The sequence below is a fragment of the Paenibacillus turpanensis genome, from assembly GCF_011421635.1.
Classification (GTDB): domain Bacteria; phylum Bacillota; class Bacilli; order Paenibacillales; family YIM-B00363; genus Paenibacillus_AK; species Paenibacillus_AK turpanensis.
Window position 1 is genome coordinate 26,324 of sequence record NZ_WTLI01000015.1, and the last position, 26,163, is coordinate 52,486.

At 52.9% G+C, this 26,163-nt stretch carries 34 protein-coding genes and 2 riboswitches; of the genes, 32 read left to right on the forward strand and 2 right to left on the reverse strand.

What is annotated here, in order from left to right; all coding sequences use genetic code 11:
• Positions 1 to 47: 47 nt before the first annotated feature.
• From GQS10_RS14750 to GQS10_RS14785, 8 genes are all read left to right on the forward strand, one after another.
• Complete coding sequence (locus tag GQS10_RS14750; protein ID WP_166243491.1) at positions 48 to 1,226, forward strand: L-threonylcarbamoyladenylate synthase; 1,179 nt, start codon at positions 48 to 50, stop codon at positions 1,224 to 1,226.
• A 6-nt stretch (positions 1,227 to 1,232) separates the two neighbouring features.
• Positions 1,233 to 1,376: a hypothetical protein gene (locus GQS10_RS14755; protein WP_166243493.1), complete on the forward strand. Its 144-nt coding sequence runs from the start codon at positions 1,233 to 1,235 to the stop codon at positions 1,374 to 1,376.
• A gap of 164 nt (positions 1,377 to 1,540) precedes the next feature.
• Positions 1,541 to 2,101, forward strand: coding sequence for a manganese efflux pump MntP (locus tag GQS10_RS14760; RefSeq protein ID WP_166243495.1), 561 nt, complete (start codon positions 1,541 to 1,543; stop codon positions 2,099 to 2,101).
• A 57-nt stretch (positions 2,102 to 2,158) separates the two neighbouring features.
• Positions 2,159 to 2,740, forward strand: coding sequence for a low molecular weight protein arginine phosphatase (locus tag GQS10_RS14765; RefSeq protein WP_166243497.1), 582 nt, complete (start codon positions 2,159 to 2,161; stop codon positions 2,738 to 2,740).
• A 51-nt stretch (positions 2,741 to 2,791) separates the two neighbouring features.
• Positions 2,792 to 2,875, forward strand: a riboswitch (ZMP/ZTP riboswitch).
• Between the two features lie 89 nt (positions 2,876 to 2,964).
• Positions 2,965 to 3,423 carry a ribose 5-phosphate isomerase B gene (gene rpiB / locus GQS10_RS14770; RefSeq protein ID WP_166243499.1) on the forward strand — a complete coding sequence of 153 codons (459 nt, stop codon included), beginning with the start codon at positions 2,965 to 2,967 and terminating at the stop codon, positions 3,421 to 3,423.
• Positions 3,424 to 3,441: 18 nt separating this feature from the next.
• A complete protein-coding gene (locus tag GQS10_RS14775; protein WP_166243501.1) occupies positions 3,442 to 4,050 on the forward strand; it encodes a TIGR01440 family protein in 609 nt (202 codons plus the stop codon).
• Between the two features lie 66 nt (positions 4,051 to 4,116).
• Complete coding sequence (glyA, locus tag GQS10_RS14780; RefSeq protein ID WP_166243503.1) at positions 4,117 to 5,364, forward strand: serine hydroxymethyltransferase; 1,248 nt, start codon at positions 4,117 to 4,119, stop codon at positions 5,362 to 5,364.
• Positions 5,365 to 5,556: 192 nt separating this feature from the next.
• Positions 5,557 to 6,564 (forward strand): protein kinase domain-containing protein, encoded by a 1,008-nt coding sequence (locus GQS10_RS14785; protein ID WP_166243505.1) that lies wholly within the window; start codon positions 5,557 to 5,559, stop codon positions 6,562 to 6,564.
• 106 nt (positions 6,565 to 6,670) lie between these two features.
• Here GQS10_RS14785 and GQS10_RS14790 read toward each other — a convergent pair whose 3' ends face one another.
• The gene (locus GQS10_RS14790; protein WP_166243507.1) at positions 6,671 to 6,898 is read right to left on the reverse strand and encodes a hypothetical protein; all 228 of its coding nucleotides are present in this window, start codon (positions 6,896 to 6,898) and stop codon (positions 6,671 to 6,673) included.
• Between the two features lie 182 nt (positions 6,899 to 7,080).
• On the opposite strand from GQS10_RS14790, the gene GQS10_RS14795 reads away from it, so the two are divergent.
• Complete coding sequence (locus GQS10_RS14795; RefSeq protein ID WP_166243509.1) at positions 7,081 to 7,809, forward strand: YwiC-like family protein; 729 nt, start codon at positions 7,081 to 7,083, stop codon at positions 7,807 to 7,809.
• 17 nt (positions 7,810 to 7,826) lie between these two features.
• On the opposite strand, the gene GQS10_RS14800 is transcribed toward GQS10_RS14795, so the two are convergent.
• Entirely contained in the window at positions 7,827 to 8,522 is a 696-nt protein-coding gene (locus GQS10_RS14800; protein WP_166243511.1) for a Crp/Fnr family transcriptional regulator, read from the reverse strand.
• Between the two features lie 112 nt (positions 8,523 to 8,634).
• Between GQS10_RS14800 and GQS10_RS14805 the strand changes: the two genes are divergently transcribed.
• From GQS10_RS14805 to nuoK, 23 genes are all read left to right on the forward strand, one after another.
• On the forward strand, positions 8,635 to 9,675 hold the full coding sequence (locus GQS10_RS14805) for a glycine-rich domain-containing protein (RefSeq protein WP_166243513.1): 1,041 nt from the start codon (positions 8,635 to 8,637) through the stop codon (positions 9,673 to 9,675).
• 126 nt (positions 9,676 to 9,801) lie between these two features.
• Positions 9,802 to 10,431 carry a uracil phosphoribosyltransferase gene (gene upp / locus GQS10_RS14810; RefSeq protein WP_166243515.1) on the forward strand — a complete coding sequence of 210 codons (630 nt, stop codon included), beginning with the start codon at positions 9,802 to 9,804 and terminating at the stop codon, positions 10,429 to 10,431.
• A gap of 21 nt (positions 10,432 to 10,452) precedes the next feature.
• Entirely contained in the window at positions 10,453 to 11,592 is a 1,140-nt protein-coding gene (gene wecB, locus GQS10_RS14815) for a non-hydrolyzing UDP-N-acetylglucosamine 2-epimerase (protein ID WP_166243517.1), read from the forward strand.
• A 189-nt stretch (positions 11,593 to 11,781) separates the two neighbouring features.
• Positions 11,782 to 12,012 carry an AtpZ/AtpI family protein gene (locus GQS10_RS14820; RefSeq protein WP_166243519.1) on the forward strand — a complete coding sequence of 77 codons (231 nt, stop codon included), beginning with the start codon at positions 11,782 to 11,784 and terminating at the stop codon, positions 12,010 to 12,012.
• 1 nt (position 12,013) lies between these two features.
• Complete coding sequence (locus GQS10_RS14825) at positions 12,014 to 12,388, forward strand: ATP synthase subunit I (RefSeq protein WP_166243521.1); 375 nt, start codon at positions 12,014 to 12,016, stop codon at positions 12,386 to 12,388.
• A gap of 38 nt (positions 12,389 to 12,426) precedes the next feature.
• Positions 12,427 to 13,206, forward strand: a complete 780-nt coding sequence (atpB, locus tag GQS10_RS14830) for a F0F1 ATP synthase subunit A (RefSeq protein WP_166243522.1) — start codon at positions 12,427 to 12,429, stop codon at positions 13,204 to 13,206.
• 83 nt (positions 13,207 to 13,289) lie between these two features.
• On the forward strand, positions 13,290 to 13,505 hold the full coding sequence (gene atpE, locus GQS10_RS14835; RefSeq protein WP_166243524.1) for a F0F1 ATP synthase subunit C: 216 nt from the start codon (positions 13,290 to 13,292) through the stop codon (positions 13,503 to 13,505).
• A gap of 160 nt (positions 13,506 to 13,665) precedes the next feature.
• The gene (atpF, locus tag GQS10_RS14840; protein WP_166243526.1) at positions 13,666 to 14,145 is read left to right on the forward strand and encodes a F0F1 ATP synthase subunit B; all 480 of its coding nucleotides are present in this window, start codon (positions 13,666 to 13,668) and stop codon (positions 14,143 to 14,145) included.
• 2 nt (positions 14,146 to 14,147) lie between these two features.
• Positions 14,148 to 14,699 carry a F0F1 ATP synthase subunit delta gene (locus tag GQS10_RS14845; RefSeq protein WP_166243528.1) on the forward strand — a complete coding sequence of 184 codons (552 nt, stop codon included), beginning with the start codon at positions 14,148 to 14,150 and terminating at the stop codon, positions 14,697 to 14,699.
• A 16-nt stretch (positions 14,700 to 14,715) separates the two neighbouring features.
• Positions 14,716 to 16,230, forward strand: coding sequence for a F0F1 ATP synthase subunit alpha (atpA, locus tag GQS10_RS14850; RefSeq protein ID WP_166243530.1), 1,515 nt, complete (start codon positions 14,716 to 14,718; stop codon positions 16,228 to 16,230).
• 15 nt (positions 16,231 to 16,245) lie between these two features.
• The gene (atpG, locus tag GQS10_RS14855; protein WP_166243532.1) at positions 16,246 to 17,121 is read left to right on the forward strand and encodes an ATP synthase F1 subunit gamma; all 876 of its coding nucleotides are present in this window, start codon (positions 16,246 to 16,248) and stop codon (positions 17,119 to 17,121) included.
• A gap of 33 nt (positions 17,122 to 17,154) precedes the next feature.
• The gene (gene atpD / locus GQS10_RS14860; protein ID WP_166243534.1) at positions 17,155 to 18,555 is read left to right on the forward strand and encodes a F0F1 ATP synthase subunit beta; all 1,401 of its coding nucleotides are present in this window, start codon (positions 17,155 to 17,157) and stop codon (positions 18,553 to 18,555) included.
• A 37-nt stretch (positions 18,556 to 18,592) separates the two neighbouring features.
• A complete protein-coding gene (locus GQS10_RS14865) occupies positions 18,593 to 18,994 on the forward strand; it encodes a F0F1 ATP synthase subunit epsilon (protein ID WP_166243536.1) in 402 nt (133 codons plus the stop codon).
• Between the two features lie 349 nt (positions 18,995 to 19,343).
• Positions 19,344 to 19,431: riboswitch (cyclic di-GMP riboswitch) on the forward strand.
• 102 nt (positions 19,432 to 19,533) lie between these two features.
• Positions 19,534 to 20,529, forward strand: coding sequence for a 3-oxoacyl-[acyl-carrier-protein] synthase III C-terminal domain-containing protein (locus GQS10_RS14870; RefSeq protein WP_166243538.1), 996 nt, complete (start codon positions 19,534 to 19,536; stop codon positions 20,527 to 20,529).
• 40 nt (positions 20,530 to 20,569) lie between these two features.
• Positions 20,570 to 20,926 carry a hypothetical protein gene (locus GQS10_RS14875; RefSeq protein ID WP_166243540.1) on the forward strand — a complete coding sequence of 119 codons (357 nt, stop codon included), beginning with the start codon at positions 20,570 to 20,572 and terminating at the stop codon, positions 20,924 to 20,926.
• A 258-nt stretch (positions 20,927 to 21,184) separates the two neighbouring features.
• Positions 21,185 to 21,553, forward strand: a complete 369-nt coding sequence (locus GQS10_RS14880; RefSeq protein WP_166243542.1) for an NADH-quinone oxidoreductase subunit A — start codon at positions 21,185 to 21,187, stop codon at positions 21,551 to 21,553.
• The gene (locus GQS10_RS14885; protein ID WP_166243544.1) at positions 21,538 to 22,056 is read left to right on the forward strand and encodes a NuoB/complex I 20 kDa subunit family protein; all 519 of its coding nucleotides are present in this window, start codon (positions 21,538 to 21,540) and stop codon (positions 22,054 to 22,056) included. The genes GQS10_RS14880 and GQS10_RS14885 overlap by 16 nt, the downstream gene beginning before the upstream one ends.
• Positions 22,053 to 22,766, forward strand: coding sequence for an NADH-quinone oxidoreductase subunit C (locus GQS10_RS14890; protein ID WP_166243546.1), 714 nt, complete (start codon positions 22,053 to 22,055; stop codon positions 22,764 to 22,766). Before GQS10_RS14885 ends, GQS10_RS14890 begins: the two co-directional genes overlap by 4 nt.
• Before the next feature lie 3 nt (positions 22,767 to 22,769).
• Positions 22,770 to 23,873, forward strand: coding sequence for an NADH-quinone oxidoreductase subunit D (locus tag GQS10_RS14895; RefSeq protein ID WP_166243548.1), 1,104 nt, complete (start codon positions 22,770 to 22,772; stop codon positions 23,871 to 23,873).
• Positions 23,873 to 24,877 carry an NADH-quinone oxidoreductase subunit NuoH gene (nuoH, locus tag GQS10_RS14900; RefSeq protein WP_166243550.1) on the forward strand — a complete coding sequence of 335 codons (1,005 nt, stop codon included), beginning with the start codon at positions 23,873 to 23,875 and terminating at the stop codon, positions 24,875 to 24,877. The genes GQS10_RS14895 and nuoH overlap by 1 nt, the downstream gene beginning before the upstream one ends.
• Before the next feature lie 15 nt (positions 24,878 to 24,892).
• Positions 24,893 to 25,351, forward strand: a complete 459-nt coding sequence (gene nuoI, locus GQS10_RS14905) for an NADH-quinone oxidoreductase subunit NuoI (RefSeq protein ID WP_166243552.1) — start codon at positions 24,893 to 24,895, stop codon at positions 25,349 to 25,351.
• A complete protein-coding gene (locus GQS10_RS14910) occupies positions 25,348 to 25,848 on the forward strand; it encodes an NADH-quinone oxidoreductase subunit J (protein ID WP_341805076.1) in 501 nt (166 codons plus the stop codon). Before nuoI ends, GQS10_RS14910 begins: the two co-directional genes overlap by 4 nt.
• A 1-nt stretch (position 25,849) precedes the next feature.
• Positions 25,850 to 26,161 carry an NADH-quinone oxidoreductase subunit NuoK gene (gene nuoK, locus GQS10_RS14915; RefSeq protein ID WP_166243554.1) on the forward strand — a complete coding sequence of 104 codons (312 nt, stop codon included), beginning with the start codon at positions 25,850 to 25,852 and terminating at the stop codon, positions 26,159 to 26,161.
• The last annotated feature ends 2 nt before the right edge of the window (positions 26,162 to 26,163 follow it).

Genomic DNA, 26,163 nt, shown 5'->3' on the forward strand with positions numbered 1-26,163 from the left:
GGCGCAGATAATGCGATACATATTACCTGAAACAGAGGGCGGCAGGCATGACGAAGGAATGGATAATACAGTTCGGCGAAATCGGAACGGATGGGCAAGATGATATAGGCAGGAAGGAACGCGTCGAGAGAGAGAAAACGGCTCTGGAAGAAGCGGCGGACATTCTCCGTGCGGGCGGCGTGGTCGCCTTTCCGACAGAGACGGTATACGGCCTTGGGGCCGATGCGACAAATACAAAAGCGGTGGAGCGGGTGTTCGAGGCGAAGGGGAGGCCGTCGGACAACCCGCTTATTGTCCATGTTGCGAGCATACGGCAGGCCGAGGAGCTGGCGGTGGAATTACATGAGCTGGAGCGGCAGCTGATGGAAAAGTTTTGGCCGGGGCCGCTGACGGTGATTGTACCGGTGAAGCCCGGAGCGGTGTCGGAGCGCGTGACCTGCGGGCTGGCGACGGTCGGGCTGCGCATGCCGGACCACCCGGTGGCGCTCGCGCTGATTGAAGCGGCGGCGCTGCCAATCGCCGCGCCGAGCGCGAACCGCTCGGGCCGGCCGAGCCCAACGCGCGCGGAGCATGTGCGCGTCGATTTGGCCGGGCGCATCGACGGCCTCGTCGACGGCGGCGCGACAGGCGTCGGCCTGGAGTCGACCGTAGTCGAGGTCACACGCGGCGAGGTGCACCTGCTGCGGCCGGGCGGCGTGACGCCGGAGATGCTGCGCGAGGCCGGCTTCCGCGTGGCGGCGCCTGCTGCGGCTGACGCGGGCGGCGGCGATACACCGCCGGAGACGGCCGCCGGTAGCGGCGCAGCGGGGCCGGGCGCGATGGCGGCCGCGGAAGCGCCGCGCTCGCCCGGCATGAAGTACGCGCACTACGCCCCGCAGGGCGAGCTCGTGCTTGTCGAAGGCGGCGCGCCGGAAGCGCGGGCGCACCGCATCCGGGAGCTGGCGGCCCAAGCGGCGGCCGCCGGAGAGCGCACCGGCATCCTCACGTATGCCGAGCATGCCGGTGCCTTCGCAGGCGCGGCCGACGTCGTCGCGCTTTGCGGAAGCGTAAGCGATCTCGCGCGCACGGCTCGCGAGCTGTTCGCTGCCCTTCGTCGCTTCGATGACGAAGGGGTCACGCGTATAATTGCCGAAGGCTGCCCGGAGGAGGGGCTCGGGCTCGCCGTTATGAACCGCCTGCGCAAGGCCGCCGGCGGCCGCATCGAGCGGCTGGAGCAGCCGAAGTAACATGGCGTGAACCGAAAGATAGCGATTGTCGGAAGAGTACAAGCTCATGCCGGTCGTCCACAGCATGCTCGCACGAACACGGAGACGGCCATTCCGTATTTCAGCATTTTACGAGGACTCATCATCCGGCTTGCAGGCTGTAATGTATAACTGTATCGCAGTCCGTATCCTGCTCGATTCGGCGATACCATGCTGCCGTGAGCATGCGACCGTATCATTTTTCCTGGAAAGCCTTGATCCCGTCCACTTCTAGAGACATGTTTCCCAGCTTGTTCGCATATTCTTGAACAGAATACGGACAAGGGGGAACCGGAATGCACGAAGTCAGTGCCCATCTGGGGCAAATGCTCACGATCATCATTATCGCAATTGCCCTGGGCATGGATGCTTTTTCACTCGGTCTCGGGATGGGCATGAAGGGCATTCGGAAGCTGGATGTGCTGAAGATCAGTACAGTGATCGGTATTTTTCACATCATCATGCCGTTAACGGGAATGTTTATGGGGAAATACGTCAGCTCCTTGCTCGGCGATGTAGCGACATTGACGGGGGGCTGCCTGCTTATTTTGCTTGGGGGGCACATGATTTACAGCTCGCTGCGGGGAGAAGAGGCGGCGTCATTCGATCATTCATCGTTATGGGGCCTGCTGCTTTTTGCGCTGAGTGTGAGTGTGGATTCCATGTCGGTCGGCGTTTCACTTGGGTTGTTTGCTTCCGATCTGGTGTTCACCGTGTTAACGTTCGGCGCTTTTGGCTTTATCATGTCTGTGATGGGTCTAATGCTTGGGCGTCATGTGGCAGGATGGGCGGGCGACTACGGCGAGACGTTCGGCGGCGTCATTTTGCTCGTGTTCGGCATTATGTTTTTTATTTAAGCGCGAATTTGGGTTACAATAAAAAGGATAGCAACGATAGGGGGAACGACCATAACGATGCATATCCTGTTCGTTTGTACCGGCAATACTTGCCGAAGTCCGATGGCGGAGGCGATGTTCCGCCGCATTGCGGAAGAGCAGCAGCTGGATGCCGAGGTGCGCTCGGCGGGGGTGTCCGCTTGGGATGGAAGCGCCATTTCCGAGCAATCCCGTACGGTGCTGGAGCGTAAAGGCATTCGGGCCACGATGCAGTCGACGGCGCTGCGCGGCGATCTTGTAGATTGGGCCGACCTGATTCTCACGATGACGATGAATCATAAAAATGCGATTATCCGCATGTTTCCGCACGCACTGGATAAGACGCATACGTTGAAGGAGTACGTGATGGACTTCGGTGATGCGGCGTCGGATACGCTTGCCGAGAAGCAGGCGCTGGCAGCCGACATTCAGCTGAAGCAGGCGCTATCGCAGCCAGCAGCCGAAGAGATGCGCCGACTGGCGGAGCTGGAGCGCAGCGGTCCGGGCCTTGATGTGGCCGATCCGTTCGGCGGCCCGCTGCATTTGTATGAGCGGACGGCGGAGGAGATTGAGGCCGAGCTGTACAAGCTTGCGCGAAAAATAAAGTTGCAGAATGGGTAGCTGCCATCTTTACAGGCGGCCTGCCTCTGCGGTAAGATAAAAGTAATTCAACAGCCCCGGTGTAACTGGCGACGAACGGTGGGTTTACCACAAGTGGAGCACTGGGGAATACGGCCGGTCGCCTGGGCAAAGAGCAGATACGCGCATATATGCGCGGGTTGCTCTTTTTTTGTTTTGCAGGCGCTCTTCGGGGTATAATGAGGGCAAAAAGGAGGCGTTCGTCTATGAAAATTGCAATTGGCTCCGATCATGCCGGATTCCGGCTGAAGCAGCAGTTGAATGAAGTGATTGTGAAGATGGGACATGAAATTGAGGATGTAGGCTTTAATGGTACGGAATCGGTGGATTACCCGGATTTCGCATCGGAGGTTTGCAACCGTGTCGTTGCCGGCAAGGCGGACCGGGGGATTTTGATTTGCGGAACAGGCATCGGCATGTCGATTGCGGCGAACAAAATTCCGGGCATTCGCTGTGCGCTGGTGCATGACGTATTCTCGGCAAAAGCAACCCGTGAGCATAACGACACGAACGTGCTGGCGATGGGCGAGCGTGTGGTTGGGCCGGGTCTTGCGGAAGAAATTATCGCAACCTGGCTGGATACGCAGTTTTCCGAAGGCGAGCGCCACATCGGCCGCATTAACAAAATCAAAGCGTTGGAAGACCGGAACGCGCTCCATCCTTAATGGAAGGGGGCTGCGAAGATGGCAAATACTGCAGCAGAATATAAAGCGAACGCTCGTTTGGCGGCGGCTGAGCTGCTGGAGGCCGGACAAGTCGGCCGCGGCAAGCTGCTGGTCATTGGCGCGAGCACGAGCGAAGTTATCGGTAAGAGGATTGGCACGTCCGGTACGTTGGAAGTCGCGGCCGCCGTGTATGAAGGCGTGCTGGAAGCGGCTGCGGCCGCCGGCTGCGACGTCGCGTTCCAGTGCTGCGAGCACTTGAACCGCGCGTTAGTGCTTGACCGCGCTGCCGCAGCGGTGTACGGCACAGCCGAGGTAAGCGCGATTCCGGTGCCCGGAGCGGGCGGCGCGATGGCGGCTTACGCGTACGCGAACCTGCCGCAGCCATGCCTCGTGGAGGCGGTGCGCGCGCATGCCGCGCTCGACATCGGCGAGACGCTGATCGGCATGCATCTGCTGCCGGTGGCGGTGCCGTTTCGGCCGAGCGTGCGCTATATCGGCGAAGCGCGGGTGACGGCGGCGTATACGCGGCCGAAGCTGATCGGCGGCACGCGGGCAGTTTATTCGCCGGAGATTGCGGCGGAGAAGCTGCTTGAAGCAGGGTTTAGGAAGCGGGAGCAGGACTGTTAACGGAATGTAGAGAGCTTGAAGCAGGCGAATACGCCTGAATATAGGATATGTGAGGAGACGAAGAACATGGAACATTTGCGTAATGCGGATCCTGAAGTTATGAAGGCAATGGGTCTTGAGCTGGAGCGTCAGCAAAACAACATCGAATTGATCGCTTCGGAAAACATCGTTAGCCGCGCTGTCATGGAAGCAATGGGTACGGTACTGACGAACAAGTATGCAGAGGGCTACCCGGGCAAGCGTTACTACGGCGGCTGCGAGCACGTGGATATTGTCGAAAATATCGCGCGCGACCGTTTGAAGCAGCTGTTCGGTGCGGAGCACGCTAACGTACAGCCGCATTCCGGCGCCCAAGCGAACATGGCAGTTTATTTGGCTGCACTCAACCCTGGCGACACGGTTCTTGGGATGAATCTGGCGCACGGCGGTCACTTAACACACGGCAGCCCGGTTAACGCATCCGGTATTCTGTACAACTTCGTGCCTTACGGCGTAAACGAAGAAACGTTCATGATCGATTACGATGAAGTGCGTAAAGCGGCGTTCAAGCATCGCCCTCGCATGCTCGTAGCCGGCGCCAGCGCTTACCCGCGCATCATCGACTTCGAAGCGCTTGCTTCCATTGCCAACGATGTGGGCGCAATGTTCATGGTCGATATGGCGCATATCGCCGGTCTTGTTGCGGCAGGTCTGCACCCGAACCCGGTTCCGCATGCGCATTTTGTTACTTCGACGACGCACAAGACGCTTCGCGGTCCGCGCGGCGGCGTGATCCTGACCCGCAAATCGTGGGCGCAAGCGATCGATAAAGCGGTATTCCCAGGCTCGCAGGGCGGCCCGCTGATGCACGTGATCGCCTCCAAGGCGGTAGCGTTCGGCGAAGCGCTGTCTCCGGAGTTCAAGACGTACGCGCAGAACGTTGTGACTAACGCAAAAACGCTGTCCGAAGCGCTTCTGGCGGAAGGCTTCACGCTCGTTTCCGGCGGCACAGACAACCACCTGATGCTGATCGATTTGCGCAGCGTCAACCTGACTGGTAAAGTGGCAGAGAAGCTTCTGGACGAAGTCGGCATTACTGCGAACAAGAATGCAATTCCGTTCGATCCGACAAGCCCGTTTGTGACAAGCGGCATCCGGATCGGTACCCCGGCGATTACGTCCCGCGGCATGGATCAGGACGCGATGAAGACGATCGCGCAAATTATCGGCCTCGTGCTGAAAAATCCGGAAGATACAGCGGCGCACGAAAAGGCGCGCGGCATGGTTCGCGAGCTTACGGCAAAGTTCCCGATTTACGAAGGACTGTCCTACTAAGAGGGAAGCCGCCGCATTGGCGTAATAACATCATCGAGCCTCTGCCCTTGCAGAGGCTGCACATAGACCAGATCAGGCCGTCCTTCGGGACGGCTTGTTTTGTAGGATGAAAGGGGCAGGGCATGTAAACTTGTACCTTAGTAGAAGCCAGATGATATCGTTACCTATACAGCGATCCGGGAGGTGTAACGGGTGAGAGGATGGGAGCATTGGAACAAGCTCCGACGGTTCATCGGCAAATGGCTGTTCCGTGAGGGGAGGCTTATTCGCGGCATATACCGCGTCGAGCGCGTACTGGGCGAAGGCAGCTACGGCGCCGCCGCTTTATGTATTGATGAGCGCAACGGGCGCCGCTGTGTGCTGAAATGGATCGCCCCGGAGCACGGCAGTCCGCAGAAGGCGCGCAGGGTGTACGAACGCGAGACCGGCCTGCTACGGCGGCTGCGGCACCCGGCGATTCCGGCGCTGTACGATACGTTCGCTGCGTGGGGCTTTCTGTGCTTTACGATGCAGGTGGCCGAAGGCAAAAGCATCGAGGAGCTTTTGTTTGCCGACGGCATCATCTTTAGCGAACGGCAGGCTTTGGAGCTGTGCGCCAAGCTGCTTCCGGTGCTGGCGTATCTGCATCAGGCGAGCGTCATTCATCGTGACATCAGCATTGCCAACGTGATGGTGCAGCGCGGCGAACCGATGCTGATCGATTTTGGCCTTGCCCGGGTGACGGGCAATTCCGCCGAGGAAGTCACTGCCGACGACATCGACTTGCGGGATCCTTCGGTCAAAAAGGAGCGGCGCCGCATTCATCCGACCAGCGACTTTTATTCGCTGGGCCACCTTCTGTTGTTTTTGCTGTACAGCGATTTTGATGAGCCTGAAGACGAAGTGGACGATGTGGAGGGTGTCATCGCCAAGGAACAATCGTCAGCGGGAACACAGCCTTTTCAAGCCGGTGTGGACTCAGTTCAACTTGACGTTCTTCGTGTTCCGGAAGATGAGGAAGAAATGGATCGAGGCTGGGAGGAGGAGCTTTCCCTGGCAGAAAGCACAAAAAAACTGCTCCGCCGATTGCTGAGGGCGGACCAGCCTTTTGAAACAGTGGAGGAAGCAGCCAGGGCCTTTCAGGATGCGCTGCAGCAGCTTCCTCCAGATAAGGCTTCCAAAGGTCCTAAGCAGAAAAAGGCTGCGATAGGAGGCCCTTAGGAACAAGTCATATTTGCGATCATGCGATCGAGAGTAAGGCTTGAGTAAGGTTATGGTACGGTAACCGTAAGATGAACGAATTCCCCAACCGCCGTCTCCGTCAAAATTAGCTGCTGAAAAAGCTGGATTTCTTCTTCTTTTTATAATAAGAATGTCCGTATTGGTTGTGGTGCTGATGCGGGTGGCCGGAATAACGATCGCTGCTGCTGAATTTCTTATACACATTGCCGAACGGCTTGCGGTCACTGCTATAATGCGGTTTGTACGAAGAGCCGTGAGGACGGCGTTTGGAGAGCGCCGATTTGGCTAGTTGCTTTAACAAGTCTTTAAACATGGTGGACTGCTCCCTTCGGTGATTTTTCTAGTATTCCAATTGATACGTTTCTCATGAAACGCGGTTTCACAATGGGGCAATGGGTGCGATGGGGGCAATAGAGGCGGTGACCTCCATCACATTCGGCCGTGGGCTGATTCCGTATAATAAACCCCAAAGTCAAAATGGACGGAGGGGTTAGGATGAAGCCGGTCATACCGCATGAGCATGGCGGATGGGCGATGGTTACCGTACCGGTTGTTGTCGGGACCTGGGCGGGTGGAGCAACCGCATGGCATATTCTGTTGTTCCTGGCGTGGTTATTCATGTACTTAGCTGCATATCCTGTTCTGCAGTCGCTGAAAGCTAAGGCGGATCGCCCTAGACTGTTTAGGTGGGCCGCGATCTACGGTGCAGCAGGCGCCCTGCTCGGGGCTCCGCTTCTCGTGCATGAGCCTCGGCTGCTTTGGCTGGGGCCGCTCATTGCACTGCTGCTGGCGGTAAATGTGTGGCATGCCAAGCGAAAGAAGGAGCGGGCGCTCCTGAATGATCTATGCGCTGTCGCCGCCTTTAGCTTGGCGGGGGCAGGGGCTTTTATGCTGGGTATGACCGAATCGAGCCGTCTTGCGGGGATGGTGGCGCTGCTTGCTTTTGCCTATTTTGTGGGGAGCATCTTCTTTGTCAAATCGGTGTTTCGACTTCGCGGCAATTCAGCCTGGCTGATAGTTGGACTCGTGTTTCACGGGCTTCTACTCGCGCTGCCCGCAGCGGTCGGTTATCCTTGGGTTGGCGCGGCCTTTCTCTTTTCGCTCTACCGTATGGCGAGATACGGCGGCCGGACGATCCGTCCAATGAAAGCAGGAGTGCTGGAAATTATCAATTCGGTTCAATTTGCTCTGCTGGCGGGCTCTCTGCTTGCTGCGGCTTCGTGATCCTGTTCCTTTGGGATTTACCGTTCTTCAAGCTTTCGATACAATGCGTCGCGTTCAATTAAGATGTGACCTTCTTTGCTCGTATCCAGCACACCTTCCTTTTTTAGTTGGGTGAACAGTCGGCTGACGGTTTCACGGGCTGTACCGATCGAGTTGGCGATTTCTTGATGAGTCAGCGGAAAAGGCACCTCGAATATTCCGCCGCTGGCTGCAACGCCATGATTTTCGATTAACTCCTTCAGGAAAGATAACGCCCGGGCCTGCATATCGGAGCCGGACAGCTCCTGAAGGCGGTCCTGCAAATCCTTCAGCTTTTGCCCCATAACCCGAAGCAGCTTCACCGAAAGCTGCGGTTTCTCCAAAAGAAGCTTTTCAAATTGTTTGACCGGCATGACAATGAGTCTGGTGTCGACCAGGGTCTCGGCTGTAGCCGGGTATGGATACGGGAGAAAAAAACCGATATGCGGAAACATGGAGCCTTCTCCAAGGAGAGATACGATATGCTCGTTTCCGTTCATATCGGTTTTATACGTTTTTACCAATCCGTTCACTAAAAAATAAACCGCCTCAATTTCACTGCCCTCGACAAAAAGGATCGATTTCCGCTTGTAATCCCGCTTGCTGCTGATCTGCGTGATCCATTCCAGTTCGTATGGCTCAAGATCCTCAAACAAAGGAATCTGCCGCAGGGATTGCTGAATGATACTGCTCATGAGAGCTCCTCCTCGTACATCCGATAGTCGCTGTTTTTCATTTTACCATGCAGTTTACGGTTGTGATATTATGGAAATACGACAATTTGGAAAATAGAGGGGAGTAATGCCAATGCTGGTTTTTTTCGTGATTTTGGCTATTGCTTTTGTGGGCCTAATGATAGGCGTTTCCGCGTCAGGAAAGGGCGGCAGCAGACAAAGAAGAAGCCGCGCAACACGTCGTCCTGCAGTTGATTACTCCGCTGCTACACCGCCAGTGAAGCTCGGGCTTAGGCAGGCGGAGCCATACCAGGCGCTGGCCGATCGGCTGGAGGCTGCCATTCCTGCTGCTTACGCTGACCAGATCCGGCAAAGGGTTCTTACCGAGCACCCCGAAATTACCCCTGAAGCTTACGATTGGTACTGGTTTGAGCTAAAACGGTATTTTGCCATGAATGCAGTGCTTCCGCATGTGCCGATGTTTAGCGAGCGTGTCGATGTGCTTTGGCATGAAATGCTGATGTTTACCCGGGAGTATCAGCAGTTTTGCGACAGGTTTGTCGGACGGATGATCCACCATGTTCCGAATACGGCCCCGACGCCGATCCCGCACGAACGTGCATGGTTTGACTGGGTGTATACTCGCATGTTTGAGGAAACGCTGTATGTTTCGCATATTTGGGGGCCGATGTTTCGGCATCCGCTTTCCCCGGATCGCGTAAAGGCGCTGGAGACGGAATCTGCCGACCAGCTTGAAATGACACTTTTTAACCGCCAGGCGGCGGAACAATACCCCGAAGTCCGAGGAATGATCAGGAAGCTAATTGCCGAGGCTAAGGAGCAGACATCCCAGGCGGCGGCGGAGCGGCAGCTGGGGCACACCCGTCCGCGGCGTGCGGAGGGGGCAATAGCGACGGATTTTGCGGCGATGGCACTTGTTTTTTATGCTGCGGATTCGCTAAGTGAATATGAATCCTTTGCCGAGGAAGAATTCATGAATATTCCGCCGGATAAACGCGATGCATCCGGGTGCTCATCTACATTTTATGCCTGCGGCTCCGGGTCGACCTCCAATGATAACGGAGGAGGCTCAGGAGATGGCGGTTCCGGAGGCGGGGACTCCGGCTCCGGGTCATCTTGCGGTTCCTCCTGCGGAGGGGGATGCAGCAGCTAGACTGCTTCGGCTGCGGGCTGCTGTATTTAGAAGGAAAGAATTCGCAATTCGTTGGCCAGTACGCTATAATAATTGATCGAACATACGAATACAGCAGCCGCAGCAGCATGCGGTCAGGAGGCACAAATGGGCAAGGTATTTATTTGCGATCATCCGTTAATTCAGCATAAACTGACGTACATTCGCGACCAGAACACAAAGACGAAAGATTTCCGTGAGCTTGTGGACGAAGTGGCTACGTTAATGGCATATGAAATTACAAGGGATATTCCTTTGGAAAGCATTGAAGTGAAGACGCCTGTTGCAACCACGCAGGGCAAAGTCATTGCTGGCCGCATGCTTGGCTTGATTCCGATTCTGCGCGCAGGCCTCGGCATGGTGGAAGGAATTTTGAATTTGATTCCGGCTGCAAAGGTCGGCCATATCGGGTTGTACCGTGATCCGGAGACACTGCAGCCGGTTGAATATTATGTTAAGCTGCCTACCGATGTACAGCAGCGGGAGCTGATCGTGATTGACCCGATGCTGGCTACAGGCGGCAGCGCGAATGCAGCGATTGACGTGCTGAAAAAGCGCGGCTGCACTCAAATTAAGCTGATGTGCTTGATTGCGGCGCCGGAGGGCGTACAGTCGGTGCAGAATGCGCATCCGGACATCGATATTTATGTGGCGGCGATCGATGATTGCCTCAATGATCACGGTTATATCGTTCCGGGGCTTGGAGATGCGGGCGACCGGTTATTCGGTACGAAATAAGGAGAGGCAGGAGCCTTTATCATGAAAAAAGTTAAAGTGATGACGATCTTCGGCACAAGGCCGGAGGCGATTAAAATGGCTCCGCTAGTGCTGGAGCTGCAAAAGCATGAAGAGCAGATCGAATCGCTGCTTTGCGTGACCGCGCAGCATCGCCAGATGCTCGATCAGGTGCTTGACGTGTTCAAGCTGAAGCCGGACTATGATTTGAATGTGATGCAGCCGAACCAAACCTTGAACGAAATGTCGATTCGAGTGCTGCAGGGGTTAGAGCCGGTATTCCGTGAGGAAAAACCGGATTTGATTTTGGTGCATGGCGATACGTCGACCACGTTCTTGGGGAGTTATGCGGCATTCCTGCAGCAAATTCAAATTGGCCATGTCGAAGCAGGGCTGCGTACCTGGAACAAGCTTTCGCCATATCCGGAAGAAATGAACCGACAGCTGACCGGGGTATTAAGTGACGTGCATTTTGCTCCGACCTCGTGGTCTGCGGGCAACCTGCTGAAGGAAAATAAAAGTGAGCAATCTGTATACATAACAGGCAACACGGCCATCGACGTGTTCCCGCACACCGTAAAAGAAGGCTTCACCCATCCGGCCTTGGATTGGGCGGAAGGCAAGCGGGTCATCTTAATGACGGCGCACCGCCGCGAATCGCAGGGTGAGCCGCATCGTCAAATTTTCCGGGCCGTGCGCCGGATTGCCGATGAGTTTGAAGATATCGCAATTATTTATGCGGTGCATCTGAGCCCGGCAGTGCGTGAGCCGGCCCATGAAATTTTGGGCGATCATCCGCGTATTAACTTAATCGATCCGCTGGATGTATTTGAATTCCACAATTTTTACCCGCATGCCCATTTGATTTTAACGGATTCCGGCGGCATCCAAGAGGAAGCGCCTTCGTTCGGCGTTCCGGTTCTGGTGCTTCGAGATACGACGGAGCGTCCGGAGGGCATCGAAGCGGGGACGCTGGAGCTCGTCGGAACGGATGAGCAGAACGTTTACGAGCGGACGAAGGCGATGCTGATGGATCAAGCGCTTTACGAGCAGCGCAGCAAGGCGTCCAACCCATATGGCGACGGACAGGCCTCCAAGCGGATCGTTCAAGCGATCCTGCATCACTTTGGCAGAGGCGAGCGCCCAGAGCCGTTCGGACGATAAAAAAACCGTACAGCATACAGTGACACTGTATGGTTCGCTAAACCTCGAAAGCCTTGATCTATAAAGGTTTTTGACAATTTTGTTCACACAATATTTGATTTTCTTTGAATTGACAAGGTCGTTTCCATTCCGATACAATAGGTGGGGATTATTGGAGTCTGAGTCGCAGTACATATCTTGGAGGATTTCATGAAGCAGAGAAATTCGACCGATACTCCTTGGCGTGCGGCTGGTCTTGTTTCCGCAATCGGCGTAGACCTTGTGGTTTGCGTGGTTGGTGGCTTTTATCTAGGCCAGTTTGCAAGAGACCGGCTTAACGGAAGTCCGCTCTGGCTCGCTGCTGGAGTTGTGCTGGGACTGTTGGTCGGAGTTGTGAGCATTGTGTTCATGATCAAATTTCATCTGAGAGGCTCGCGATAACATGACTGAGATTTCCGTCTATTTGAAAACGGTTTACAGAATCGCGTTGGTCTTTGCAGCATGCTGTTTTGCAGTTTGGGCAGTTTTTCCCGAGCTGCGGGGTATTGCTGCCGGGCTTGTGGTTGGGATCGTCGCTTCCCTTATCAATGCATGGTTTCTTGCTTCTAAGGTCCGGTACGTTACGGAGCAAGCCTTGCAGCAAGGACGCCGCCGAGTCAATTTTGGTTTTTTGACACGGGCGGCTGTTGCTGTGCTCGCGGTTCTATTTGCGTTAAAAACGGAAGGGATAACAATTTATGCGGTAATTGCTGGATTGTTTTTTTCTCCCTTGGCAACACTCCTATTGGGTGTTGTTTTTAACAAGAAAGGCAAGTAAGTGTATTACTTTACATTCGAAAGGGGTGATAAAGCAGAATGCATCATTTGCCGGTTTACAAGCTGGATTTGGGCGGGTTCATTCTTAACATCGATATTTCCGTGTTCCTGCCGATTATCTTAAGCTGCGTTATTGTCTTTCTAATTGCGAAGCTATCGCTGCGCAACCTGTCGGTCGATAAGCCTTCGAAAGCACAGAACTTTATCGAGTGGGTTGTTGACTTCATTTCGGGTATTGTGAACAGCACGATGGACTTCAAGAAAGGGAAAGCTTTTGTTTCTCTCGGTATGGCGCTTATCATGTTTATTTTTGTAGCCAACATGCTGGGACTTCCTTTCGCAATTGGAACGATTCATGACAAACCAATGCCTGAGATCGGTATTACACAAGAATTAATTAATACGACCATGGAATCGACTGGACATGGTGTACATACCGTTTGGTATAAATCGCCGACAGCCGATGTATCCGTAACCATGGGTCTTGCGTTAATGGTAATTGTGATTGCCCATCTTAACGGCATCAGAAGAAACCCTAAGTTTTATTTCAAGCATTACTTCGAGCCGTTCCCGTTTTTCTTGCCGCTTAACATTCTTAAGCAGGCTTCGAAGCCAATCACACTGGGCATGCGTCTTTTCGGTAACATTTACGCAGGGGAAATCCTTATTTCGGTATTGATTGGAGCCGGGGCTTTCGGTATTCCGGGTCTCGTGGTATGGCAGGGCTTTAGTATTTTTGTCGGCGCGATTCAGGCGTTTATTTTCGTCATGCTTACCATGGTATATGTTTCGATGGAAATACAAGACGATCATCACTGATCGCCACTTATTGTGTAGTTGAAGCTTGCCTTCGAAAAGCTCAACAAATAGAAGATAAAACCAAATCTGAGGAGGATTTTTCAATGGAATTTTTAGCAGCTGCAATCGCGGTAGGTCTTGGAGCACTTGGTGCAGGTCTGGGTAACGGTATGATCGTAAGCAAAACAGTTGAAGGTATCGCTCGTCAGCCAGAAGCAAAGAACGCTCTTCAAACAACTATGTTTATCGGTGCGGGTATCGTCGAGGCGATTCCAATTATCGGTGTCGTACTTGCATTCTTGTTCTACGCAGCAGCTTAATCTACATAATTAAGCGGAATTACCTAGGCGGGGAGACGACGTCATCCGCGCCTTCCTTTTGCATATTTGTGTGATGGAAAATGCGTAACGAAAGCATTGCGTTTTAGGACACTCAGTGTTCCTGATATTTTTATAGCCTCTCTGAAGGGAGTGACCTCAGTTGCATTTTCATTGGGAATCGTTTGTGTTTGCTGTTATCGCATTCGCGATCTTATATTGGCTGCTAAGCAAGTATGCATTCGGCCCGCTCTTCGACGTTATGGAGAAGCGCAGACAGAAGGTAATGTCTGACTTGAACCAAGCGGAAGAGCAGCGGAAGCAGTCTACTCAATTGATCGAAGAGCAGAAGCAAGCTTTGCAGCAAGCCAAGACGGAAGCGTACGAGATCATTGAACGCGCCAAGGTGGCAAGTGTTCGTCAAGCTGACGAATTGTTGGGCAAAGCCAAGGACGAGGCCGCACGTTTGAAAGAAGAAGCGGCGAAAGAGATCGAGAACGAAAAGAACAAGGCGGTTGCAGAACTTCATGCTCACGTTGGAGAGCTTGCAGTGCAGATCGCTTCGAAAATTATCGAAAAGCAAGTCGATGAGGCTGCTCACAAAGATATGATCAACAGCTATCTCCGCAAGGTAGGTAATTAATCATGAGTGGCGGTACATTGGTTGCAAAGCGTTATGCGAAAGCGTTACTAGAAGTGGCGCAGGAGAACGGAAATATCTCTGTCGTGCGCGATGAGCTGAAAGCGGTCAGTGATGTTATTGCAAACGATGAGCAAATTCGCTCCCTTTTGGAGCATCCGAGCTTTGGGAAAGCCAGAAAGCATGATTTGATTAAGCAAGTATTCGAAGGCAAGCTTGTACAAGAGACGTACAACACGCTGCAGGTCCTTGTTGAGAACGGCCGTGAGCAATTGATCGACCAGCTGGCAAAGCAGTATGCGCTGTTAGCGGATCAAGCGGTTGGCAAGGAAGAAGCTCTTGTGTACAGTCCGATTCCGCTTTCGGAAGCGGATCAAGCGTCGGTTGCCGAAGCATTCGGTAAAATTACCGGCAAAGCTCTTGTAGTGGATAACGTTGTAGACCCGTCCCTTCTCGGGGGGATTAAAGTTCGCATCGGCGACCGGTTGTACGACGGCTCCTTATCCAGCAAGCTATTGGGTCTTCAAAAGCAATTGACAAAATCTCAAGCACTGTAGATAGGGGTGAGGTTCGTTGAGTATTAGACCCGAAGAAATCAGCACTCTGATTAAACAGCAAATTTCGCAATACGTTTCCGATATGCAAGTTGTAGAAGTCGGTACTGTCATCCAAGTCGGCGACGGTATTGCCCGTGCTCACGGCCTGTCCAATGTAATGGCGGGCGAGCTGCTGGAGTTCTCCAACGGCGTATATGGTTACGCGTTTAACCTTGAAGAAGACAACGTGGGTATCGTTATTCTGGGTCCATATAAGGACATTAAAGAAGGCGACCAAGTCAAGCGTACTGGCCGGATCATGGAAGTACCGGTAGGCGAAGAGCTTTTGGGCCGCGTCGTGAATACACTCGGTCAGCCGGTTGACGGCAAAGGACCGATCAATACTACACAATTCCGTCCGGTTGAATCCCCGGCACCAGGCGTTATGGCCCGTAAATCGGTACATGAGCCAATGCAAACAGGGATTAAAGCGATCGACGCGATGATTCCAGTTGGCCGCGGCCAGCGCGAATTGATCATCGGCGACCGTCAAACCGGTAAAACCTCGATCGCTCTTGACACGATCATTAACCAAAAGGGTAGCGGCGTAATTTGTATCTACGTTGCGATCGGTCAAAAGCAGTCCACGGTAGCACAGCTTGTTGAAACGCTTCGCAAGCATGGCGCTTTGGATTACACGATCGTTGTTAACGCAAGTGCTTCTCAGCCAGCACCTTTGCTGTTCCTGGCTCCTTATGCAGGCTGCGCGATGGGCGAGTACTTCATGTACCAAGGCAAGCACGTTCTGATCGTATACGACGATTTGTCCAAGCAAGCTGCGGCATACCGCGAGCTTTCCTTGCTCCTTCGTCGTCCTCCGGGCCGCGAGGCATTCCCGGGCGACGTATTCTATCTCCATTCCCGTTTGCTTGAGCGCGCAGCGAAGCTGAGCGACGAGCTGGGCGCAGGCTCCTTGACGGCGCTGCCGTTCATCGAGACGCAAGCGTCCGACGTATCTGCATATATCCCGACGAACGTAATCTCGATTACAGACGGTCAGATCTTCCTGGAAGCAGACTTGTTCTACTCCGGTCAGCGTCCTGCCGTTAACGTCGGTATCTCGGTATCCCGCGTAGGCGGATCCGCACAAATCAAAGCGATGAAGAAGGTTGCCGGTACGCTTCGTCTTGACCTGGCGCAATACCGCGAGCTCGCGGCATTCGCAGCGTTCGGTTCCGACCTTGACCGTGCAACGCAAGCCCGTTTGAACCGTGGTGCGCGTACGGTTGAAATCTTGAAGCAAGGCGTGAACCAGCCGATGCCGGTTGAGAAGCAGGTTGTGTCGATCTACACTGCAACCAAAGGCTTCCTCGACGACATCCCAGTTAGCGATGTGCTTCGTTTCGAGCGCGAATTCCTCGAGTACGTGGAATCGAACGCACCGGAAATTTTCCAATCGATTCGTGACACGAAGGATTTGACAGCGGACAATGAAAAAGCGATTACCAGCGCTGTCGAGAAGTTCAAAAAAGGTTTCGCCACTTCGGCATGAAGGCGGTGAGCAGCGATGGCTAAAGGGTTGCGCGAAATTAAGTCCAAAATCAAAGGCTACCAAAATACCCGGCAAATTACGAAGGCGATGGAAATGGTCGCGGCTTCTCGTTTGCGCCGTGCCCAAAACAACGCGGAAGCAGCACGTCCTTATGCGGACAAAATCCGCGAAGTGGTTTCCAGCATTGCATCCGGCTCGAACGACGTTCGCCACCCGATGCTTGAGAAACGCCAAGTAAAGAAGACGGGATATTTGGTCATTACCTCCGACCGCGGATTGGCGGGCGGGTTCAACGCGAACCTGCTTCGCAGCGTCGTAACGACAATTCGCGAGCGGCATAAATCGAACGATGAGTTCGTGATCTTCGTCATCGGACGTAAAGGACGCGATTACTTCCGCAAGCGGGGCTTCCCGATTGTAGAAGAAATCACCGGCTTGCCGGATGCGCCTACGTTTGCGGATATTAAGAAAATTGCTTCGGCAGCCGTCGGCGGCTTTACGGAAGGCAAATTTGATGAGCTGTATGTGTACTACAACCGCTTTATCAATGCTTTGACGCAAATCCCGACGGAAAAGCAGCTGCTTCCGTTAACGGCTGGCGATTTTTCCAAGGACGAGAGCAAAGAACCGACAGCGGCGTACGAGTACGAGCCGTCGGCGGAAGGTGTGCTTGAGGTGCTGCTGCCGAAATACGCAGAGGCCGTCATTTACAGCTCCATGCTCGATTCCAAAGCAAGCGAATTTGGCGCGCGGATGACCGCGATGGGCAACGCGACCAAAAACGCGACGAAGCTGATTCAAAAGTTGACGCTGGAATACAACCGGGCCCGTCAAGCGGCGATTACGCAAGAAATTACGGAGATTGTCGCAGGCGCAGGCGCGCAAGTATAACGGTTGAAGTTAGAAGTACTGAGGAGGGTAACCATGAACAAAGGACGCGTAGTTCAGATTCTGGGTCCGGTTGTTGACGTTGAGTTCGAACGTGGGCAGCTGCCAGAAATCCTGAATGCGATTCGTATTCAAAACCAATCCGAAGGCGGTCTTACGATCGACCTGACGGTTGAAGCGGCGGTTCACCTTGGCGACAACCGAGTGCGCTGCGTCGCTATGTCTTCCACGGACGGACTTGTTCGCGGTATGGAAGCAGTTGATACGGGCGCTCCGATTTCCGTACCGGTGGGTGCGGTAACACTTGGCCGTGTATTCAACGTGTTGGGCGAGCCGATCGACGAAAGCGGCGAAGTAGACCGTTCCGTTGTACACGCGATTCACCGTCCTGCTCCTTCTTACGATGAGCAGTCGACAACAGCAGAAATGCTGGAAACTGGTATCAAGGTTATCGACCTGATCGCACCTTACGCAAAGGGCGGTAAAATCGGCCTCTTCGGCGGTGCGGGCGTAGGAAAAACGGTAACGATCCAGGAATTGATCAACAACATCGCGCAAGAGCACGGCGGTATTTCCGTATTCGCCGGCGTAGGCGAGCGTACTCGTGAAGGGAACGACCTTTATCACGAGATGAAGGAATCCGGCGTTATTTCCAAAACGGCGATGGTATTCGGCCAGATGAACGAGCCGCCGGGCGCGCGTCTTCGCGTAGCCTTGACGGGTCTGACGATGGCGGAATTCTTCCGCGACGAAGAAGGCCGCGACGTTCTTCTGTTTATCGATAACATCTTCCGCTTTACCCAAGCGGGCTCCGAAGTATCCGCGCTTCTCGGTCGTATGCCGTCTGCGGTAGGTTACCAGCCTACGCTCGCAACGGAAATGGGCCAGCTGCAGGAGCGGATCACTTCCACGAAGAAGGGCTCCGTTACTTCCATCCAAGCGATCTACGTACCGGCGGACGATTACACGGACCCGGCACCGGCGACAGCGTTCGCGCACTTGGATGCAACGACTAACCTGGAGCGTAAAATTTCCGAGATGGGTATCTACCCGGCGGTTGACCCGCTGGCTTCCAGCTCCCGGATTTTGACGCCAGAGGTTGTTGGCGAAGAGCATTACCAAGTCGCTCAAGGCGTGAAGCGTATCCTTCAGCGCTACAAAGAGCTTCAAGATATTATCGCGATCCTCGGTATGGACGAATTGTCCGACGAAGACAAGCAGACGGTTGCCCGCGCTCGCCGCGTACAGCGTTTCTTGTCCCAGCCGTTCCACGTTGCCGAGCAATTTACAGGTATGCCTGGAAAGTACGTACCGGTTAAAGATACCGTACGCAGCTTTAGAGAGATCCTTGACGGAAAGCATGACGACCTGCCGGAAGCGGCGTTCCACAACGTGGGAACGATCGAAGAAGCGGTTGAAAAGGCGAAGACTCTCTAATTTTCTGGCGTAACCCTGAAGAAGGGGAGGAATCGATATGAGCACGATGCTGTTGGAAATCGTAACCCCCGAACGCAAGGTGTTTTCCGAGCCTGTTGACATGATTTCGGTCAAAGGAACGGAAGGTGAGCTCGGTATTTTGCCGAACCACATTCCTCTCGTTACGCCTTTGCGTATTGCACCGGTGAAGGTAACACAAAACGGACGGGAGAAAACGTTCGCCATCGGCGGCGGTTTCATGGAAGTCCGTAAGGACAAGGTGTCCATTTTGGCGGAAAGCGCTGAACTTCCGGAGGAAATTGACATTGATCGGGCGAAAGCAGCCCGTCAGCGTGCGGAAGAGCGTCTGCGGCAGAATCAGGAAGCCTTGGACTATAAACGTGCCGAACTCGCTTTGCAGCGCGCAATGACGCGGATCGAGGTTTACGAACGGAAATAAGAGCACTGCAAAAAGCAAAGGAATTTCCGACTCGAAGGAGAAGGAAGTATCCTTTGCTTTTTTGTTTTTTGTAAGGGGCAGTTGCACGATACATGACATAAAAAGGGTTACACATATATCCAACCAAAATTTTGTAAACGATTACAAAGATATCTTTTAAATGATAAAAGAAAGGGATCATCATAATATTTGATGGTTAGTATACTAGAACTATAAAAACTATCGAAATATGTTGAAAAAAGAGAGAAATGGTGGTAATATCTCTTTGTCTTTGATTGATTTACATCTCGGGTTTTGACGCAGTGCTACGATCGTCGTAGTCCATAAGTATAACAGCACAGCAGCAATCTTTCGATAAAGGCAAATCTATTGAAAAATAGAGACGCAAAGCCAAGGGTCTAAGGCATGTACACATGCTAGGACAGCCGGTTACCGAAAAAGATGGAGTGGAAGTAGAGTCCATCTTTTTGATGGGCTTTTTTTATCATTTCTGCAGTTTTGGTAACGAAAAGCAAGATAGCAAAGGAAGGAGCTTCAAGTTGAGCGAAGTCGTCAAACTAAGAGGGGTCAGCACCTATCATCCCGCACAAGCCTATGACAACCAATTTTTCGTTGAACACTTTAACGCAATGGGATTGGAGTCAGAGGGTCTGATGAACCATTTGGGCCGAAAAACTCGTTATCTAGTAAGTACGGAAGATGAAAACTCGTTGACGATGGCCATCGAAGTATCCAAGCGGTTGCTTCAGCAGGAAAATACATCGGCGGCGGAGCTGGATATGATCGTATTTGTATCGGACACACCGGAATACACGTACCCCAGCAATGCACTTATGGTGCATCAAGCATTAGGCGCAGTAAATGCGAATATGGTCTATGATTTGAATACGAACTGCATCGGCATGCTGACGGCAATTGATCAAGTTAGCGCAGCGCTACTGGCAAAAAAACATATGCGCCGAGCTCTCGTGGTAGCCAGCGTGCATGTCAGCAATATCGCGCGTAGTGACGATACGATCGTATATCCGAATTTCTCAGACGGAGCGGCGGCCGTCATTCTTGAAAAGACGGAGGGAACAGGCGGCTACATTGATGCTCACTATAAGACCGACTCCAAGCTGCATCAGACCGTAATGTTCCCGGCAACCGGCTTTTCCAAGCTGTTCCGGAACGACATTCAACTGGAAGAGAAGCGGCTGCGCTTTGAACCACACGATGTAAGCTATTTTTCCGATGAGTGGAAAAAGCTGATTCTAGAATTGCTAGAGCGGAATGGATTGTCTGTTCCGAATATTGACCATTGGATATTTTCACAGTTTTCACGACCGGAAATCCTGGAGACCCTGGAAAAGCTGGAGGCCGGCTATGACAGCTACACATTTGTCGGAGAACAGTATGGCTATACCGGTGTCACAAGTCCGATCTTCGCTCTACAGGCTGCAATGCAGCAGGGGAAGGTTGTTCCCGGAAGCACCGTGCTGTTTTGCTCGGTTGGCATAGGCTACACGATGTCCGCAGTATTGTATCAATTTTAAATAAATACATAGAGAAGCGAAATTAGGAGGAGAAACAAACATGATTACATTCGACAACAAGGCAGCAGAAAAAAAATTGGTGATTACGGTATCCGGCTTTATTAGAGAAGAAGAAGGGGAAGCGTTCCTCAATGATTATAACCGTCACATCGGCATGATTAAGCCTGCGGAATATACGCTGATTGTCGATTCGACAGGCCTCTCCGCTTCGAAGCCGGAAATGCTTCCGGTGCTTGAAGGCTGCTTCCGTCTTTATATGTCCAACGGATTTAAAAAGATTTTGATGGTGCGCCCATCCTCGACCATTTCTAAAATCCAAATGGAAAAGCTCGCAAAATCCATCGATTACACCGGCATTTTTGTCGATAAGCTCGAAGACGCGTTCAACCACGCATAAAAATCCCGAATCCCTCGAGATCGGGAAACGGCATGCTCACACCCAAACAGTCCTTCTAGATGAAGAAGGACTGTTTTCCTTTTCAAGGAATAAGCCTTGGTAAAATTGAGTACCCTATAAAATTGAGAACAATTCAACACAGAAAGGGTCAACTTCCAGTGGTTACAATAGACTAAAAAATCCCCGTTTGTTATAATGATTTAGGCTATGGAAGCACTTTATTTGTAATTTCCGACCGTTTCCAGAGGAGGCTGCTAAATGGATTATATGAACAATTACGTTGTCGTGGCAATCTTTATTGCGCTCGGCATTTTTTTGCCGGTCGCCGCACTTACGATGGGAAGACTGCTCCGTCCGAGCAATCCCGTTGAAGTCAAGCTGACAACGTACGAGAGCGGCAACGAACCCGTTGGTGAGGGGCAGGTTCGTTTTAATATCCGCTACTACTTGTTTGCTCTGATGTTTGTTATCTTTGATGTCGAAACCGTTTTCTTGTATCCGTGGGCTGTCGCATATGACAAACTCGGATTGTTTGCACTTGTCGAAATGCTGATCTTTGTGGCGCTTCTGTTAGTGGGGCTTATTTATGCTTGGAAGAAGAAGGTGCTAAAATGGACATCAATTTAAGCTCGATTACCCCGGAAGAGCAGCAGGAACTGGACCGCAACGTCTTTATGACGACGCTTGAGGAGCTGAAGGCTTGGGCTAGAAGCAACTCCTTGTGGCCGTTAACGTTTGGGCTGGCATGCTGTGCGATTGAAATGATGGGAACAGGCGCATCGCATTACGACTTGGACCGCTTCGGCGTTATTTTCCGTACGTCGCCGCGTCAATCGGACGTGATGATTGTTGCAGGTACGGTTACGAAAAAAATGGGGCCGCTGCTTCGCCGTTTGTACGACCAGATGCCGGAGCCGAAATGGGTCATTGCGATGGGCTCTTGCGCAACAGCCGGCGGACCGTATGTGAAATCGTATGCTGTTATTAAAGGTGTGGACCAAATCGTCCCGGTTGATGTGTATATCCCTGGCTGCCCGCCGAATCCGGCTGCCTTGATTTACGGGATTAACAAGCTTCAGGAGAAAATCCGTTATGAAGCAAAAACCGGAAAGCGGGTGACCAACCGATGAGTGAGGAACCGAAAGACGCAAAGAAAACCGACGAAAGCATCAATGAAGATTTAAAAACGAGCGCGGCTGAATCGCCGGATGATGTAAAAAGCGCGGAGGATGCCGAGAAGGAAGCCAAAGCGAAGGCAGCCGCAGAAGCGCGGGCGGCAAGAGCGCGTGAACGCGCCGCCAAGCAAGCGGCATCGGCCGAAGGCGGGGAAGGCGAAGCAGAAGCAGCGCCGAAGGAACCTTCGCCGAACCAGCCGAAGCTGGATCGTTTTGTGGAGCTGGTAAAGCAGCATATTGCAGAGGATGCCGTGGAGTCTGCTCATATTAACGAGCTGGACCGTCATCTGCCTTATATCATCATTAAGAATGAACACTGGTCAAAAACGGCTCGTTTTCTAAAATCAAATGATGAACTGCAGCTAAACTACCTTCGAAACGTTTCCGGTGTAGATATGGAAACGCATCTGGAGGTTGTTTACCATTTTCTCTCCTTGACGCATAAGCATGAGTTTTGTGTGAAGGTGAAAACCGATCGTGACCAGCCCTCTATTTCATCGGTTACGCCGATTTGGGCGACGGCCAACTGGAATGAGCGGGAAATTTACGATCTGCTCGGCATCGACTTCCCGGAGCATCCGGATTTGCGGCGGATCATGATGTCCGACGAATGGGTCGGCCACCCGCTGCGTAAAGATTACGAACCACTGGACCCGGAGGTGTAACCGATGACGCTGCGCACAGAAGAACTCTTATTGAACGTAGGACCTCAGCATCCAAGTACGCACGGCGTATTCCGTATCGTGGTAAAGCTGGACGGCGAGGTGATCCGCGAGGCGATTCCGGTGATGGGTTATCTTCATCGCGGAACGGAAAAGCTGGCCGAAAACCTGACGTATACCCAAATCATCCCATACACCGACCGGATGGACTATGTATCGGCCATGACGAACAACTACGTGCTTTGTAACGCCGTAGAGACGCTCATGCAGCTGGAAATCCCGGAGAAGGCGGAATATCTTCGCCTTATCGTCATGGAGCTGCAGCGGATTGCCAGTCATCTCGTGTGGTGGGGAACGTACCTGCTCGATATCGGGGCAATGAGTCCGTTTCTATATGCGTTTCGTGACCGTGAAATCATTATCAATTTGTTTAATGAATTATGCGGCGCGCGCCTTACGTATTTCTACATGCGTGTCGGCGGCGTAAAATGGGACGCGCCGGAGGGCTGGATTCAGAAGGTTCGCGAGTTCATTCCTTATATGAGAGAGAAGCTCGAAGAATACAACACACTGGTCAGCGGCAATGAGATTTTCTTGGCCCGGATCAAGGGGATTGGCAAGTACGATGCGCAAACCGCAATCGATTACGGCTTGAGCGGGGTCAACCTTCGCTGTACCGGCATAAACTGGGATTTGCGCAAGGATCAGCCGTACAGCATTTATAACCGGTTTGATTTTGATGTGCCCGTTTCCACGAATGGAGATTGCTATGACCGGTATTTGCTGCGGATCGAAGAAATGCGGCAGAGCCTGCGCATTCTCGAGCAAGCGGTTGAGCAGTTCCCGCATGAAGGCGAAATTATGGGCAAGGTTCCGCGCGTCATTCGACCGCCGGAAGGGGAAGTGTACTCCCGCATTGAATCGCCGCGAGGAGAAATTGGCTGCTACATCATTTCCAAAGGGAAAGATAAGCCGTTCCGCATGAAATTCCGTCGTCCATCGTTCGTAAACCTGCAAATCCTGCCGAAGCTGCTCGAGGGCGAGACGATGACGAACCTGATTACGATTTTGGGCGCCATCGACATTGTCGTCGGGGAGGTTGACGCGTAATGGATAGCTTATTGCAAGGAAGCTTGACGCTTGGCAAGTTTTCGATGTTTCTGCTGGTCGGCGTTGTACTGCTGATGCTGGTGCTGGGCTTCGTTACCTACGCCATCTACTTTGAGCGGAAGGTCATCGGCTGGATGCAGCTGCGGATCGGCCCGAACCGGGTAGGTCCTTTCGGCCTGCTCCAATCGGTAGCGGACGTACTGAAGCTGCTGCTCAAAGAGGACACGATTCCGCGTAAGGCGGAGCGGACGCTGTTCATTCTCGCTCCGGTAATCACATTTGTGCCATCTTTCGCGGTGCTGGCGACGATACCGTACACGCAAAACTGGTTTCCGGCTGACCTCAATGTCGGTCTGCTCTATTATGTCGCATTATCGGGCATTTCTACGATCGGCATTATTCTTGGCGGCTGGGCGTCCAACAACAAATACTCGCTGCTTGGCGGGATGCGTTCTGCGGCGCAGATGATCTCGTACGAGGTGCCGCTCGTCTTGTCGACGGTCGGGGTCGTACTGCTGTCCGGCAGCTTGAGCCTGCGCAGCATCGTAGAAGGCCAAGGCGACAACTTCTGGGAGTGGAATTTCCTCCCGCAAATTATCGGCTTCGGCGTCTTTATTATTGCCGCGGTTTCCGAGCTGAACCGCACCCCGTTTGACCTGCCGGAGGCAGAGTCGGAGCTGGTTGCGGGCTACCACGTCGAGTACAGCGGCTTCCGCTTTGCCTTTTTCATGCTTGCGGAATACGTATATGTTTACGCGATTGCCTGCTTGACGACGGTGCTCTTCCTTGGCGGCTGGCATGCGCCGCTGGCGATTCTTGATTTTATCCCGGGGATCATCTGGTTCCTGCTGAAGTTTACGTTTGTGGTATTCTTCCTGTTCTGGATCCGGGCAACGATGCCGCGGATTCGTGTCGATCAGCTCATGAGCTTAGGCTGGAAGTGGCTGCTGCCGCTGGCCTTGATTAATATTTTTATTACTGCGATCGTGAAGCAGTTCATCTAAAGGAGGGGTAGGTCCATGAAAGGATTGGTCAAAGGCCTCGGTGTAACATTTAAGAACATGACCAAGAAAAAAGTGACCTATGCGTATCCCGACGTTCCGCTGGATTTGCCGGATCGGTTTCGCGGCGTGCAGCATTTTGACCCGGAGAAATGCATCGTGTGCAACCAGTGTGCGCGGATTTGTCCGACAGAGTGCATTACGCTGACCGGTAAGGCAAACCCTGACCCGGAGAAAAAGGGCAAGGTTATCGATACGTACGATATCAACTTCGAAATTTGCATCCTGTGCGATCTTTGCACAGAGGTTTGCCCGACGGAAGCGATTGTAATGACGAACAATTTCGAGCTCGCGACGTACAGCCGCGACGATTTGTTCAAAAACCTGGAATGGCTGAACGACAACAACACGAACGTCCGGAAGGATCAGAACGGCCAGGCTGCTGCAATGGCGGCTAAAGGAGGTTCGAAGGCGTGACGTTTACGGGAGAGTTTTTTATGTTTTTTATCCTGGCGTTGTTCGCCATTGGTGGAGCGATCTTTACGATCAGCTTCACCAAGGTTATACATATGGCGGTATCGCTGGCATTTACGTTTCTCAGCTTAGGCGGCTTATATGTCATGCTGGAAGCGGAGTTCGTCGCTTTTGTACAGATTTTGATTTACGCGGGCGCGGTATCGATTTTAATGATTTTCGGCATTATGATGACGAAGCATCAGGGCGATGAGGAGCAGCCGAAGCGTAAGCTGCATAACGGACTGCTGCTGGTGGGCTCGGTGGCACTGTTCGGGATTTTGTTCTATGCGATTCAGCAAAGCGTGTTTCCAGATCAGGATTTGCAGATCGCGGACAACACGAGAGCAATCGGCGAGCAGCTGTTTACGAAATATGTGATTCCGTTTGAAATTGTTTCGGTGCTGCTGACGGTGGCCTTCGTCGGCGCCATTATTATCGCAAAGAGGGAGGAGGAGTAAGATGGCGAACATCGCCTCGTCCTATTTGACATTGGCTGCGATCCTGTTCTGCGTAGGGCTCTACGGTGCTCTATCCAAGAAAAACGGGGTCATCGTGCTGTTCTCCATTGAATTAATGCTGAACGCGGTGAACTTGAATTTGATCGCTTTTGCCAAGTACGGTCTTGTCCCGTCCATTACCGGTCAAATCTTCTCGCTGTTCAGCATTAGCGTAGCCGCGGCTGAGGCAGCGGTTGGTATTGCGATTTTGATCTTGCTCTATCGGAACAAAGGAACGACTAACGTCCCCGAAATGGACGAGATGAAGCATTAGGA